This is a genomic window from Nocardia heshunensis, assembly GCF_054782115.1.
The window spans coordinates 505893-519203 of sequence record NZ_BAAGTC010000002.1 but is presented as its reverse complement, the minus strand read 5'-3'; the positions used below and the strand labels follow the sequence as shown (position 1 = coordinate 519203).

Annotated in this window: 15 protein-coding genes; 7 read left to right on the top strand and 8 right to left on the bottom strand. The window is 68.6% G+C overall.

From position 1 onward, the window contains the following. Nucleotides 1-28 precede the first annotated feature (28 nt). Complete coding sequence (locus ACYVN4_RS02480; protein ID WP_460717570.1) at nucleotides 29-955, top strand: cation diffusion facilitator family transporter; 927 nt, start codon at nucleotides 29-31, stop codon at nucleotides 953-955. On the opposite strand, the gene ACYVN4_RS02475 is transcribed toward ACYVN4_RS02480, so the two are convergent. The 3 genes from ACYVN4_RS02475 to ACYVN4_RS02465 are packed head-to-tail and all read right to left on the bottom strand — an operon-like array spanning nucleotide 956 to nucleotide 3484. After that, a complete protein-coding gene (locus ACYVN4_RS02475; RefSeq protein WP_460717569.1) occupies nucleotides 956-1357 on the bottom strand; it encodes a hypothetical protein in 402 nt (133 codons plus the stop codon). Between the two features lie 19 nt (nucleotides 1358-1376). After that, nucleotides 1377-2858, bottom strand: a complete 1482-nt coding sequence (locus tag ACYVN4_RS02470) for a phytoene desaturase family protein (RefSeq protein ID WP_460717568.1) — start codon at nucleotides 2856-2858, stop codon at nucleotides 1377-1379. Nucleotides 2859-2905: 47 nt separating this feature from the next. After that, a complete protein-coding gene (locus tag ACYVN4_RS02465) occupies nucleotides 2906-3484 on the bottom strand; it encodes a TetR/AcrR family transcriptional regulator (protein WP_460717567.1) in 579 nt (192 codons plus the stop codon). 90 nt (nucleotides 3485-3574) lie between these two features. On the opposite strand from ACYVN4_RS02465, the gene ACYVN4_RS02460 reads away from it, so the two are divergent. Continuing rightward, the gene (locus ACYVN4_RS02460; RefSeq protein ID WP_460717566.1) at nucleotides 3575-3994 is read left to right on the top strand and encodes a DUF4267 domain-containing protein; all 420 of its coding nucleotides are present in this window, start codon (nucleotides 3575-3577) and stop codon (nucleotides 3992-3994) included. A 76-nt stretch (nucleotides 3995-4070) separates the two neighbouring features. Next, nucleotides 4071-4289 carry a DUF4287 domain-containing protein gene (locus ACYVN4_RS02455; RefSeq protein WP_460717565.1) on the top strand — a complete coding sequence of 73 codons (219 nt, stop codon included), beginning with the start codon at nucleotides 4071-4073 and terminating at the stop codon, nucleotides 4287-4289. Nucleotides 4290-4368: 79 nt separating this feature from the next. Here ACYVN4_RS02455 and manB read toward each other — a convergent pair whose 3' ends face one another. Genes manB through rfbD form a run of 3 tightly spaced genes read right to left on the bottom strand, consistent with a single transcriptional unit; the run spans nucleotide 4369 to nucleotide 7293 of the window. Then, nucleotides 4369-5460, bottom strand: a complete 1092-nt coding sequence (gene manB, locus ACYVN4_RS02450) for a mannose-1-phosphate guanylyltransferase (protein WP_460717564.1) — start codon at nucleotides 5458-5460, stop codon at nucleotides 4369-4371. 58 nt (nucleotides 5461-5518) lie between these two features. Continuing rightward, nucleotides 5519-6439 (bottom strand): glycosyltransferase family 2 protein, encoded by a 921-nt coding sequence (locus ACYVN4_RS02445; protein ID WP_460717563.1) that lies wholly within the window; start codon nucleotides 6437-6439, stop codon nucleotides 5519-5521. Beyond that, the gene (rfbD, locus tag ACYVN4_RS02440; protein ID WP_460717562.1) at nucleotides 6436-7293 is read right to left on the bottom strand and encodes a dTDP-4-dehydrorhamnose reductase; all 858 of its coding nucleotides are present in this window, start codon (nucleotides 7291-7293) and stop codon (nucleotides 6436-6438) included. Before rfbD ends, ACYVN4_RS02445 begins: the two co-directional genes overlap by 4 nt. Before the next feature lie 143 nt (nucleotides 7294-7436). On the opposite strand from rfbD, the gene ACYVN4_RS02435 reads away from it, so the two are divergent. The 3 genes from ACYVN4_RS02435 (at nucleotide 7437) to ACYVN4_RS02425 (ending at nucleotide 11002) form a co-directional block, all read left to right on the top strand. Next, nucleotides 7437-8900, top strand: coding sequence for an LCP family protein (locus ACYVN4_RS02435; RefSeq protein WP_460717561.1), 1464 nt, complete (start codon nucleotides 7437-7439; stop codon nucleotides 8898-8900). Continuing rightward, entirely contained in the window at nucleotides 8888-9604 is a 717-nt protein-coding gene (locus ACYVN4_RS02430; RefSeq protein ID WP_460717560.1) for a TIGR03089 family protein, read from the top strand. Before ACYVN4_RS02435 ends, ACYVN4_RS02430 begins: the two co-directional genes overlap by 13 nt. Nucleotides 9605-9706: 102 nt before the next feature. After that, nucleotides 9707-11002, top strand: a complete 1296-nt coding sequence (locus ACYVN4_RS02425) for a cytochrome P450 (RefSeq protein ID WP_460718336.1) — start codon at nucleotides 9707-9709, stop codon at nucleotides 11000-11002. Here ACYVN4_RS02425 and ACYVN4_RS02420 read toward each other — a convergent pair. Then, nucleotides 10996-12555, bottom strand: coding sequence for a carboxylesterase/lipase family protein (locus tag ACYVN4_RS02420; RefSeq protein ID WP_460717559.1), 1560 nt, complete (start codon nucleotides 12553-12555; stop codon nucleotides 10996-10998). The genes ACYVN4_RS02425 and ACYVN4_RS02420 overlap by 7 nt on opposite strands. A 69-nt stretch (nucleotides 12556-12624) precedes the next feature. On the opposite strand from ACYVN4_RS02420, the gene ACYVN4_RS02415 reads away from it, so the two are divergent. Then, a complete protein-coding gene (locus ACYVN4_RS02415) occupies nucleotides 12625-12843 on the top strand; it encodes an FmdB family zinc ribbon protein (protein WP_460717558.1) in 219 nt (72 codons plus the stop codon). Here the strand turns inward: ACYVN4_RS02415 and ACYVN4_RS02410 are convergent. Then, nucleotides 12840-13118: an Rdx family protein gene (locus ACYVN4_RS02410; RefSeq protein ID WP_460717557.1), complete on the bottom strand. Its 279-nt coding sequence runs from the start codon at nucleotides 13116-13118 to the stop codon at nucleotides 12840-12842. The genes ACYVN4_RS02415 and ACYVN4_RS02410 overlap by 4 nt on opposite strands. Nucleotides 13119-13311: the final 193 nt, after the last annotated feature.

Sequence of the window (13311 nt, the reverse complement as noted above, 5' to 3'; positions counted from 1 at the left end):
ACGGACATCTCGGGAAAGGGCGGTCGCATTGTCTGCGGGCGGCGGTAAGAAGGCCATCCTGGCGGCGCTGAGCGCGAACGCCGGTATCGCGGTAGCCAAATTCGTCGGCGCGGCCATCACCGGATCGGCGTCCATGCTGGCCGAAGCGGTGCACTCGGTCGCCGACACCTCCAACCAGGGACTGCTGCTGCTGGGCCAGCGCCGGGCGGAACAGGAAGCCGACCAGCTCCACCCGTTCGGGTACGGCCGCAACCGCTACTTCTACTCGTTCGTGGTCGCGCTGGTGATCTTCGCGCTCGGCTCGCTGTACGCGATCTGGGAAGGTATCCACAAGATCCAGCACCCGGAAGAGCTGTCCAACCCGATCGTGGCCATCGCCATCCTCGGGCTGGCCATCGCGCTGGAGGGCTACAGCTTCACCACCGCCATGCGAGAATCCGCGCCCCTCAAGGGGAATGCGAGCTGGTGGCGCTTCATCCGCAACTCCCGCAACCCCGAACTCCCGGTCGTGCTGCTCGAGGACTCCGGCGCGCTCATCGGCCTGGTGTTCGCGTTCGCCGCGATCAGCCTGACCATGATCACCGGCGAGCCGATCTGGGACGGCGTGGGCACGCTCGCCATCGGAATCCTGTTGGGCGCCATCGCCATCATCCTCATCATCGAGATGCAGAGCCTGCTGATCGGCGAGGGGGCGACGCCCGAAGAAGACGGCAAGATCCGCGAAGCACTCGTCGACGACCGGCGCATCGACCGCGTCATCCACCTTCGCACCCAATACCTGGGCCCGGAGGAAATGCTGGTCGCCGCAAAGGTTTCCATCGTCCCCGGCCTCGACATCGCCGATATCGCGGCCGCCATCGACGACGCGGAATCCCGCATCCGTGTGCAGGTCCCGGCCGCCCGGGTCATCTACCTGGAGCCGGACCTCTACCGCACCCAACCGGCTCAACCGTAGTCAGCGGTCGACCAGCCGGATCACGAACCGCAATCCCGACCAGACGTCGTCGACAGCGCAACCCTTGTTGTCGACCAGACCCTGAGCCAGACCGTATTCGCGGATCGCGTGCTCGCCCACGTCGGTGACGATGCCGCTGGCCTTCTTCGGCCAGGCCAGCCACAATCCGCCGTTGATCGCCATCCGCGCCCGCCAGGTCGGAAACCTGCGCAGCAGCGTGGCGCGGTCCGGGCAGAAGCCGAGAATCACGTCGTAGGGACCGCTCGCGGCACGGCGATGCACCTCGACCCCGGCCGGCAACTCCCCCAGCTCGAAGTCCGGCGGCGCACCGGACAGCAGCACCCGGGATTCCTCCTTGATGCCAAGCTTGCGAGGCAGTGGCGTCCCCGAATAACCGGCCATGCCGCGAGCCTAACGCGAATCAGATGCGCCAGTTGTCGGTCAGCAGATCGAGCGGGTCGGTCAGGACGTCGAACTCCTTGCGGAGGGCGTGGCGGGCGGCGTAGTAGCCGTTCATGCCGTGAACGCCCGGGCCGGGTGGGGTGGCCGAGGAACAGAGGTAGACGCCGGGCAGCGGAGTGGAGTACGGATTCCACCGCGGAGCCGGGCGGAAGACGGTCTGGCGCAGGGTCATCGCGCCCGCGGAGATATCACCGCCGATGTAATTGGCATTGTGCGCGGGCATGGTGGCGGCGGTGCGGACATGGGTGGCGAGAACCAGGTCGCGGAAGCCCGGGGCGAATCGCTCGACCTGGGCGGTGACGGCCTCGGTCATATCCCGGGTGGAACCGTTCGGGACGTGCGCGTAGGTGTAGAGCGTGTGCTTGCCCGCGGGCGCGCGGGTGTCGTCGACGACGCCCGGCTGGATGGCGAGCACGTAGGGGCGATCGGCGAATGTGCCGGCGGCCACCGCCTTTTCGGCCGCCACGGCCTCGGCCCGGCTCCCGACGAGATGCAGCGTGCCCGCGCGATCGCAGCCGGCCGCCCGCCACGGCACCGGTCCCGACAGCGCGAAGTCGACCTTGCAGGCCGCTCCCCCGTAGCGGAACCGGTCGAGCGCGAAGTCGTATCGCGCCGGAAGCGTGGCGATGCGCTGGAATTCGGCCGGTGCGAGGTCGAGCAGTACGGCGCGGACATCGGCGAAATCGTCGAGCGAATCGACGCGATGCCCCGTGAAGATCCGGCCCCCATGGGTTTTCAGATCCTCGGCCATGGCGTCGATGATGGCCTGGCTGCCGCCCCGCGGCACCGGCCAGCCACCGACATGGGCCAGCGTCCCGAGCAGCAGCGACACCCCCGCCCCCGGAATGCTGCGCGGCGGCCGGATGGCGTGCGCGGCGACACCGGTCAGCAGCGCCGGTGCGATCTCCTCGCGAAATCGCAGGTTCCACAACGGTGTCGACTGTTCGACCACCCGCCGCGCGACCCGCAATTCGATCCCCGGGTCCAGCCGCAGCAACCCCGTCGGATCGAGCGGCGGATGCCGCAGATCCGACATGATCAGCCCGACCAGGTCCTCCCACTTGCGCACCAGCGGCCCGAAAAGCCTTTTCCACGAACCCCCGTCGCGCCCCAGCCCGTCGACCGTGTGCTCGAGGTCCTGCCACGCCAGCCCGGCCCGCCCGCCGTCGAGCGGATGCGCGTACGACACCTGCGGTGTCAGCAACTCGACCCCGTGCGCCTTCAGATCGAAGGCTCGGAAGAACGGCGACGCGACCGCCATGGGATGCGCGCCCGCGCACAGGTCGTGATGGAACCCGGGCAGCGTCACCTCGCCGGTCCGGCAGCCGCCGCCGATGGTGTCGGAGGCTTCGTAGACCTCCACCTCGAGTCCCGCGCGGGCCAGGATCACCGCCGCCGCAAGCCCGTTGGGACCCGATCCGACCACCACAGCGTCAGCCATGGAACCAGACTAGGCCGGTTGACCAGGGTGGCGGCGCAACCGTGGGTTCAGTCACCGCGAACCCATTGGGCGATCAGTATTTCCAGACGTTGAGCACGAAAGTCCGGCCGCAACCGGCCACCTCGGTCCAGGGTCGCGACACCGTGCAGGGTGCTCCACGCGAGCTCGGTGAAGGTCTCGACATCGTGTACGCCCGCGAACGGCGAGAAGGTGAGCAGCAGTTCGAGGAAGGCGTCCTTGAGCGCCTGTGGCGCGTCGTCCCCGAATTTCAGATCGGTGCGGAGCAAGAAGATGGCGTCGTAGAGCGCGGCATTGTCGTGCGCGAACTCGAAGTACCCCTGCACGACCGCGCGCAGCGCCGCCTCGGGCGTGTCGGCCGCCTGCCGCAGTTCGCGCATCATGACGGCCATCTCGGCGATGCCCGCCTCGGCGACCGCGGACACGATGGCGTCCTTGCCCGCGAAGTGGCTGTACAGCACGGGCTGGCTGTATTCGATGCGTTCGGCGAGCTTGCGGACGGTGACGGCGTCCCAGCCCTCGGTCTCGGCGATCTCGCGGGCGGTGTCGACGATGCGCTGCCGGCGTTCGCTGCGCTCGCGTTCCTTGCGGGTCTGGATGGCGTTCATGGGAAAACTCTAGCATCGCTAGACAAACTACCGACACATCAGTTAGCGTTGCTTCATCAGTTAGCGGAGCTAGAAAATGGAGCACAGCAAATGTTCACCTCGCGCCTCACCTCCCGCATCGCCACCACCCTCGCACTCGCCGGCGCCGGATTCATCACCTACATCGGCGTCCGCTACCTATCCGACCCGCAGGCCATGGGACCCACCTTCGGCCTGCGGGTCGCACCCACCGGCGAGGCCGCCGATTTCCTGAACGTCAAGGGCGTCCGCGATGTCGGCAGCGGCCTGGTCATCGTGGCCCTGCTCGCCGCGCGCCAGCGCTACGCGACCGGCATCGCCATGCTGGCCCTGGCCGCCATCCCCACCGGCGACATGCTCACCGTCCTGCGCCACGACGGCTCGACGGCGACGGCCTTCGGTGTGCACGGCGTGACCGCCGCCCTGGTCGCCGCGACCGGTCTGCTGCTGGTCAAGGAGGGCCGCCCCGAAACCCGTGCCGTCGCAGCATGACCCGCGTCACACGGCGATGAATTCGCGCGCGCCGTACCGTCCAATCCCTCGACACCACAGCGCGAAGGAGACAGACATGGCGACCACCAAACCGCACGGCCCCGCTTCGTACTTCCCGTCGATCGAGGCGAAATACGGTCGTACCGTGGACGAATGGTTCGCCGCCATGACCGAGACCGGCCTCACCGGACAGAAAGACCTGGTGAACTGGCTGAAGACGGAACAGGAGATGGGCCACGGCCACGCGACCGCGCTGGCGCAGTTCCATCTCAATCCCGGCAAGTGGGAGCGCTGAGCGGTCTCGCCCACCGAGCCTGCCGCACAACGAAATCGGGGCCGATCCGCAGGGATCGGCCCCGATTCGTCTTCGGATGTCAGACGTCGGTCGAGAAGCGGATGCCGCCGTCCGGGATGTCGACACCCGGCCAGATCCGAGCACCACGTAGTAGTTCGCAACGCGCACCGACATTCGCGCCGTCACCGATCACGGCATCACGGACCAGGGCCCGCGGACCGATTCGAGCACCGAAGCCGATGATCGAACGCTCCACGGTGGCACCGGCTTCCACCCGCGCCCCGTCGAACAGGATCGCGCCGTCGAGGCGAGCGCCCGCGCCCACTTCCGCACCCCGGCCGACAACGGTGCCGCCGATCAGCAGCGCGCCCGGGGCGACGCCCGCGCCCGGGTGGACCAGGGATTCACCGCGCTGGCCCGGCAGAGCCGGGGAAGGCGCGATGCCGCGGACCAGATCCGCCGAGCCGCGCACGAAGTCCTCCGGGGTGCCCATGTCACGCCAGTACGAGGTGTCGACGTGGCCCTGGATGTGCGCGCCCTCGGCAAGCAGCGACGGGAAGGTCTCCCGCTCGACCGAGACCGGTCGGCCCGCCGGGATCTTCTCGATGTACTCGCGCCGGAAGACGTAGCAGCCCGCATTGATCTGGTCGGTCGGCGGATCCTGGGTCTTCTCCAGGAACGCGGTGACCCGGCCGTTGGCGTCGGTGGGGACGCAGCCGAAGGCGCGCGGATCGCTCACCCGCACCAGGTGCAGGGTCACGTCCGCACCCGACTCGTGGTGGGTGTCGAGCACGCCACCCAGATCGGTGCCGCCGAGCACGTCGCCGTTGAACACCATGACGGTGTCCGCGCGCAGCTTGGGCAGCACGTTGCGGATGCCGCCGCCGGTGCCGAGGGCTTCGCTCTCGGTGACGTATTCGAGCTCGAGGCCCAGGTCCGAGCCGTCGCCGAAGTGTTCTTCGAACACCTCCGCCTTGTAGGAGGTGCCGAGCACCACGTGCGTGATGCCGGCATCGGCGATGCGGGCCAGCAGGTGCTGCAGGAACGGCAGTCCGGCCGTCGGCAACATCGGCTTGGGGGCGGACAAGGTCAACGGACGCAGTCGGGTGCCCTGGCCCCCGACCAGGATCACCGCGTCCGTAGACCCGGCGGTACTACCGCTGTTCGCCATTTTCTCCCCTGTGTCAGGTTGTCAGGAATGCGCGCCAGCGATATTAAACGGCCTCGTTTTAAACGGTGCCGTTTCGATCGCGTTCGCGCAGAGCGGATCGAACCGCAAGCCTGCAACGAATCGCAAGTCCAGCCTTGAGCGCGACCCGAAGCGGAGCCTGCCACCAATGCGGATGCCGGTCGGCCTGGAAACGGTAGGCGCTGGCGTGGTGCGCCGGCAGCATGGTTTCCGGGTGGCGACCCGCGGCGTGCCCCTTGGCGTGCGTGACCTCCGCGGACGGCACGAAAACATTGTGCCAGCCCGCCCGGCCCATCCGGTCACCGAAGTCGACATCCTCCATGTACATGAAGTACCGGGAGTCGAAACCGTCGATGGAATCGAAGGCGGCGCGGCGTACCAGCAGGCAGGAGCCGGACAGCCAGCCCACCGAACGTTCGGAGGGCGCGGCGTTGTCCTGCCGGTAGCGCTGCGTCCACGGGTTGCCCGGCCAGATGCTGCCCAGGATGGCGTGTCCGGCACCATCGGCGATGCCGGGTACCGAGCGCGCGGACGGGTAGGTGCTGCCGTCCGGCTCGAGCACCATCGGGCCCACCGCACCGGCGCGTGGCCAGCGGCGCGCCGCGGCCAGCAGTTCGTCGATGGAGTCGGTGCCCCAGCGAATGTCCGGGTTGGCGATGACGATGAATTCGATGTCCGGGTCGATCTCGGCCACCGCACGATTGATGGCGCCGCCGTAGCCGATATTGCCGCCGGTGCGCAGCAGCCGCACGTGGGCGTTGGCTTCGGCCGCCAGTTCCGGGGTGCCGTCGACCGAGCCGTTGTCGGCCAGGATGACCTGCGGCTTCTCACCGGTGGCGGTGGTCAGCGTGCTGATGAAGTGTTCCAGGTGCTCGCCGGGCGAGTAGGTCACCGTGACGACTGCCAGCTGCGGTTTTTTCGCCGCGGCGGGGGGCTGTCCGACAGAATCCGAGGGGCTCACGGGGGCCCAGGATAGTCGGAGATGGCGGCCAGTGCGTCGTTCAGTGCCAGCTTCCAGTGCCGCAGCGGCGACAGGCCCGCCGCGGCCCACGAATTGCCCGAAAGGACCGAATATGCCGGGCGCGGAGCGGGTCTCGGGAATTCCTCGGTGCCGCAGGGCAGGACGCGGGCGGGATCGGCGCCCAGGCCGCTGAAGACGGCCTGCGCGAGATCGAACCAGGTGGCTTGACCGGCATTGGTGGCGTGCAGGATTCGCGGGGCGGCCGGGGTGGCGGCCAGTTCCAGCAGACCCGCCGCCAGATCGGGGGCGTAGGTGGGCGAGCCGAGCTGGTCGTTCACGACGGTGAGGGTGTCGCGTTCGCGCTCGAGGCGGCGCATGGTGGCGACGAAATCGGTGCCCTGGCCGGTGTAGACCCAGGCGGTGCGGACGATGTGCGCGTCGGGGGCGAACTCCGCAACCGCTTGTTCCCCAGCAAGTTTCGAGCGGCCGTAGACGGTGGCGGGCCCGGTCGGATCGTCCGGTTCGTACGGGTGGGTACCGGTTCCGGGGAAGACGTAGTCGGTGGAGACGTGGATGAGGCGGGCGCCGGTTTCGGTGCAGACCCGCGCCAGCACGGCGGGTCCCGTGGCATTCACGGCATAGGCGGCGGCCTCGTCGGTTTCGGCCTTGTCCACGGCGGTGTACGCCGCGCAGTTGATCAGAATGTCGCCCGCGTTCACCACCTTGCGCACCGCGTCGGGGTCGCAGATGTCGAGATCGGTGTGGGCAAGGCCACGCGCGTGCGGCGCGAGGGTCTGTAGCGCCCGCCCCAACTGCCCGCGTGCGCCCGTTATCAGCAGCCTGGTGCCAGTCACGGCCGCAAGTTTCCCATGTACCCCCACGACTCACCGGATCCGCCGATACTGCAACATTTTGGTTACCGCTACTAGCCTGCATATCGGGGGATTCCCACGCTTTCGAAAGGACCATCCGGTTGCCAGAGAGTTCCTGGGCATCCATGCCATTCGCATCGCGCCGCCGCCCGGTGACGCCGGGCCGCGTGCTGACCGCGGCGATCGCGGTGCTGGTGCTGGTGGTGACCGGACTGGGTTGGCACAGCGTGGATCAACTGGTGTCGAGCATCGAGCGGATCGGAAATCTGGGGCTCGGCGGCGACAATGCCGACGGCGCGACCGACATCCTGATGGTCGGCATCGACGCCCGCACCGATGCGCACGGAAATCCGCTCACCGCGGACGAATTGGCCATGCTGCACGCGGGGGACGACGGCGAGGGCGGGCTCAATACCGACACCATCGTGCTCATCCGGGTGCCCAACGACGGCAGTTCGGCGACGGCCATCTCCATCCCGCGCGACTCGTATGTGGATATTCCGGGCATCGGCATGGGAAAGATCAACTCGGCCTACGGCGTGACCAAGGCGCTACTGCAGCAGAAGCTGGTCGATCAGGGCGTCGCCGCCGCCGAGGCGGACCGGCGCTCGACCCAAGCCGGGCGGCAGGCGCTGGTCAAGACGGTGGCCAACCTCACCGGGATCACCGTCGACCATTACGCCGAGGTCGGGCTGCTGGGTTTCGTGCTGCTCACCGATGCCGTGGGCGGGGTCGACGTATGCCTGAACAATGCGGTGGACGAACCGCTTTCGGGTGCCGACTTCCCGGCCGGACCGCAGAAGCTCAATGGCGCACAGGCTTTGAGCTTCGTGCGCCAACGGCACGAGCTGCCGCGCGGCGACCTGGACCGGATCGTGCGCCAGCAGGTGTACATGGCGCAGCTGGTGCATCAGGTGCTCAGCGCCAAGATGCTGACCAGCCCCTCGCGGCTGCAGGACCTCAGCAATGCGGTGGGCCGCACGGTGGTGCTCGACGACGGCTGGGATGTGGTGGGCTTCCTGCATCAGCTGCAGGACCTGTCCGGCGGCCAGGTGAAGTTCGCGACCATTCCGGTCAAGGACCTCAACGGCTGGACCGACAACGGCGAATCCGTGGTCCGGGTGGATCCGCCCGCGGTGCAGAAGTTCGTGGCCAAGACGGTGGGCGGGGGCGATGAGGGGGACGGCGGCATCGACCCGTCCACCATCAGCGTCGACGTCTACAACGCCTCGGGCACCGGCGGGCTGGCCGGGCAGGCGGCACAGGCGCTGGCGGCCAAGGGATTCCGGACCGGGACGGTGGACAACTGGATCGGCGGACCGATCCAGAGCAGCCGGGTGCTGGCCGCCTCGGGCGGGGATCCGAAGGCGCGGGCGGTGGCGGCGGCACTGGGCGGGCTACCGGTGATCGGTGAGACGGGACTTCCGGCGGGCACCGTCCGCGTGGTGCTGGCGAGTGACTACGCTGGTCCGGGTTCGGCGACCGGCAGTGGCGGGATCGACTTCTCCGGAGGGAGTACGACCGCGACGCCGGTGCCCCCCGCCCCACCCATCGATGCCGGCACGAACGGACCGAAATGCGTGAACTGAACGAGACCCTCACCGAAGCGGTACTCGACCCCATCCTCGCCCGCGACCCCGCGGGCCCGCGCATCACCTTCTACGACGACGCCACCGGCGCGCGCATCGAACTATCAGCGCTGACGCTGGCCAACTGGGCGGCCAAGACCGCCAATATGATTCGCGACGAATTCGGGCTGAGCGCGGGAGCCCGCGTCGCCGTGCTGCTTCCGGCGCACTGGCAGACCGCGGCCGTGCTGCTGGGCTGCTGGTGGGCCGGTACCGAAGTGGTGCTGCACGCCGACCCGGACGCGGAGTTGGCGCTGGTGACCGCGGACCGCATCGATGAGGCGAGCGCTATCGCGGAGGTGGCGGCGCTGTCGCTGGATCCGATGGGCATGCCGGTCAAGAATCTGCCGATCGGCGTCACCGACTACGCGACCTCGGTGCGCGTGCACGGCGACCAGTTCCGGCCGGGCGGAATCGGGTGCGCGCTGGATGGCACGTCGGTGTCGGAGGTGCTCGAGCAGGCGCGGAAATCGGCGGCGCGGCAAGGGTTCACCGGCGAGGACCGGGTGCTGTCGAGCGGGTCGTGGGACACCCCGGCCGAGCTGATCGACGGATTCGTGGCGGTGCTGGCGGCGGGGGCGTCGCTGGTGCAGGTCGCCAATCCCGATCCGACGGCACGGGAGCGCCGGGTGGCCAGCGAAAGGGTGACGATTCAGCGCCCGTGACTCCTACCGGGGTAGGAGAATCAGTTCCCTCCGCAGGATGTTTTTCCTGGCCAACGGTTTCCGTACCGTGGAATCATCCGACGACGAGGGAGTCCCGCGATGATGAGTCCACGGTATTGGGCACGCTGGGTGGTCGAACAGGGTGGGGCACGCTACGCGCTGCGACTACAGGCTCGCCACGATCCGTTCGCGCGATTGATCACCACGCAGGCCGCGCTACGGGATCCGTACCCGAGCATCGAGCAGATTCGGCAGCGCGGGCGGCTACTTCCGAAGTCGTATTGGACGGTCACCGCCGACTACGAGTTCACCCGGGCCATCCTGCGCGACAGCCGATTCGGCACTTTCGGGCCCGACGGCATGGACATGCCGAAGTGGCTGCGCAACCGTTTGAAGACGGTGCAGACGCCGCCCAATCCGGTGGAGCCGCCGTCCATGCTCATGGTCGATCCGCCCGAGCACACCCGGCTGCGCAAGTCGGTGTCGGCGGCCTTCACGCCGCGCGCCATCGGGCGGTTGCGGGATCGGATCGAATCGGTGACCGCCGAACTGCTCGACGCGCTGCCGCCGGGCGGGTCGGCGGATCTGATCGCGGGTTTCGCCCAGCAGGTGCCGATCGCCATCATCGCCGAGATGCTGGGTTTCCCCCAGGAGAAGCGCGACGAGTTCCTGGCCTGGGGTGACGCGGGCAGTCCGCTGCTGGATATCGGCATCTCCTGGCGGACCTGGCGTGACGCCTATCTCGCCATGGGCGTCATGGACGGCTATCTCGACGAGCATCTGGCCCGGTTGCGCCGGGAGCCGGGCGAAGACATTCTCAGCAGCCTGGTCACCGCGGGCGATCTGGACGATCGCGAGTTGAAGGCCACCGCGAGCCTGCTGATGGGCGCGGGCTTCGAGACGACCGTCAATCTGATCGGCAACGGCGTCGTCCAATTGCTTTCGCACCCTGAGCAATTGGCGAAACTGCGGGAGGATCCGGAGTTGTGGGGGCAGGCGGTGGACGAGATCCTGCGCTTCGACCCGCCGGTCACCATGACCGCGCGACTCGCGTTGGCCGACGCCGAGGTCGGTGAGTTCACGGTGCCGGCGGGCACGGTGGTGGTGATGTCGCTATCGGGAGCCAATCGCGATCCGGCCAAGTTCACCGATCCCAATCGGTTCGACATCACGCGCTCGAATGCCCGTGAGCACCTGACGTTCTCGAGCGGTATCCACACCTGTCTGGGTGCGAGCCTGGCCCGGATGGAGGGCACGTACGCGCTGCGGTCGCTGTTCGACAACTTCCCCGATCTGACGCTGGACGGGGAACCGCGGCGCCGTCCGCTCTACACCCTGCACGGGTACGCGCACATGCCCGCCCGGCTGGGGCATCGCGCAACCGTTGCCGCTCAGTAGAAGCCGACGACGTCGTCACCCCAGATGGTGTTGCGGTCCTTGTCGGGATCGTCGATGACCCGGTCCACGGTGTCGATGACCAGGGTGCGCCGGGTCGCGGCACTGTAGGGCGGCCAGTGCTTGGACCCGTCGATCGCGGCGGGTACGCCGTAGCCCGCGAAGGCCAACCAGCGGCGCATCATGCGGCCCGACACATCCTGCGCCGCCTTGCGGCCGCCCAGCCAGAAGGTCGGGTCGTAGTCGAAGGAGCCGAAATTGCCGAAGACATAGGGCAATTCGGTGGCGTGCCCGGCGCCGACGCGGGCCGCCTTGAGCATCGGGGTGGCGTGGTCGAAGCGGTACATCCAGGTCGGCGAGTGTGCGGAGTGGGCGTCGGCGACCCAGTGCGCGGGCATGCGGAAGGCGGCGTCGGTGGACATGGTGAGCGCGCCGCGCGGCGTGCTGGATTCGTAGGCCGAGGCGATCTCGGCCAGGCGTTCCGGCGACAGGCCGGGATGGTCGGCGGCCACCCCGCGCAGCATGGCGTTCACCGCGTCCGGGGTGACCGGCATGATGGGCGAGCGGAACAGCCGGAACAGCGACGCCTCGTCCTTGTTGGTGCCGATGAGCAGCGGCACCCGGTGCGAACGGCCCTGCTGGAAGCGCTCACTCGGGTAGGCGGGCAGCAGATTGCCGTCCACCACGGGCGCGGCGGCCAGGCGGCCGGGTTCGCGCAGCGGCACCTCGTCGAGCAGGGTGCCCGCGGCGGTGATGATGCGTTCCATCGGCATGGTCAGCAGCTCGGTGGCCTGATCGGCGGTGATGTCCAGCAGTTCCAGGTAGCGCTTGGCCACGACGGCGGCGCGTTCGGGGCCGAAAACCGTGGTGGCGGGCGGGGATTGGGCGATGGCGCGATGGAACAGGCCCGCCGACAACGGTGAGGTGAGCAGCGCGGTCACGCAGCCCGCGCCGGAGGATTCGCCGAAGAGGGTGACATTGCCCGGGTCGCCGCCGAAGGCCGCGATATTGTCGCGCACCCAGCGCAGCGCGGCGATCTGGTCGTGCAGGCCCAGATTCGGGGTGAATTCGTCGCCGAGCGAGGACAGGTCCAGGAAGCCCAGCGCGCCCAGCCGGTAGTTGACGGTGACCACGATCACGTCGCCGGTCTCGGCCAGGCGTTTGCCGTCGTAGATGGCCTGGGCGGCGGTGCCCAGGCAGTAGGCGCCGCCGTGCACCCAGACCAGGACCGGGCGGTGGTCGTCCTGCGGTTCGGCGGGGGCCCACACATTGAGCCACAGGCAGTCTTCGCCCATGCGCAGGCTGCCGTCCACGGGGACGAAGCCGGGCGATTGCGGGGCGACGTCACCGAAGCTGGTGCAGGCGCGGATCCCGGTCCACGGTTGCGGGGGTTGCGGCAGCCGGAAGCGGTTGGGCCCGGCCGTGCTGGCGGCATAGGGGATGCCGCGCCAGACCGCGATCCGACCCTCGCGCGAACCCGAAATCTCACCGCTGGCCGTCCGTGCCAGCGGTGCGCCGGCGCCTTCCGACACTGTGTCGAAGATCTGCGTGCTCACCAGCCACCTCCTCGTACCCCGTAAATCGAGCGTACCGAGTCGGCCCGACACGTCGATTAGGCTGTCGGCGTGCCGAGTTACGCGTATCGCTGCCGCGAGTGTGGGGATACCTTCGAAATGAACCGACCGATGGCCGAGTCGTCGGCCCCCGCGTCCTGCCCGGCCGGGCACGACGACACGGTCAAGCTGCTGACCACCTTCGGGACGGTCGGCCGCGCCGGATCCGCCCCCGTGGCCGCGCCCGCCCCGTCCGGCGGCGGTTGCTGCGGTGGCGGCTGCTGCGGCTAGTCCGTCTTCTTGTCCGCGTGGCCCAGCGACCTGTCCGGGGCCACGCGGTCCCGCACGCGCTGCTTGAGCACCGCGATATCGGGAAAACCGCCGTCGGCCTTGCGTTCCCAGATCTGGTCGCCGTCGACGCTGATGCGGAAGATCCCGCCCTCCCCCGGGATCAGCGCCACCTCGGAAAGATCCGTGGCGAAGGTGGAGAGCAACTCCTGCGCCATCCAGCTCGCGCGCAGCAGCCAGCGGCATTGGGTGCAGTATTCGATCGCGACGCGAGGCATGCCGCGACCCTACCGGCGGTTAGAGGAACAGCTGGAACAGGCCGAGCACGTCGCTGCCGAGGCCGAGAATGTTCTGAGCGAAGGACGAGCCGAGGCTCAGGGCGTTGAGAATGACGTTCAGCGGGTTGTTCACGGCCGGCTCCTTCGATCGCGCAACGTCGGGGTTACCTCGATTCAGGGTAGGGCGGCAATG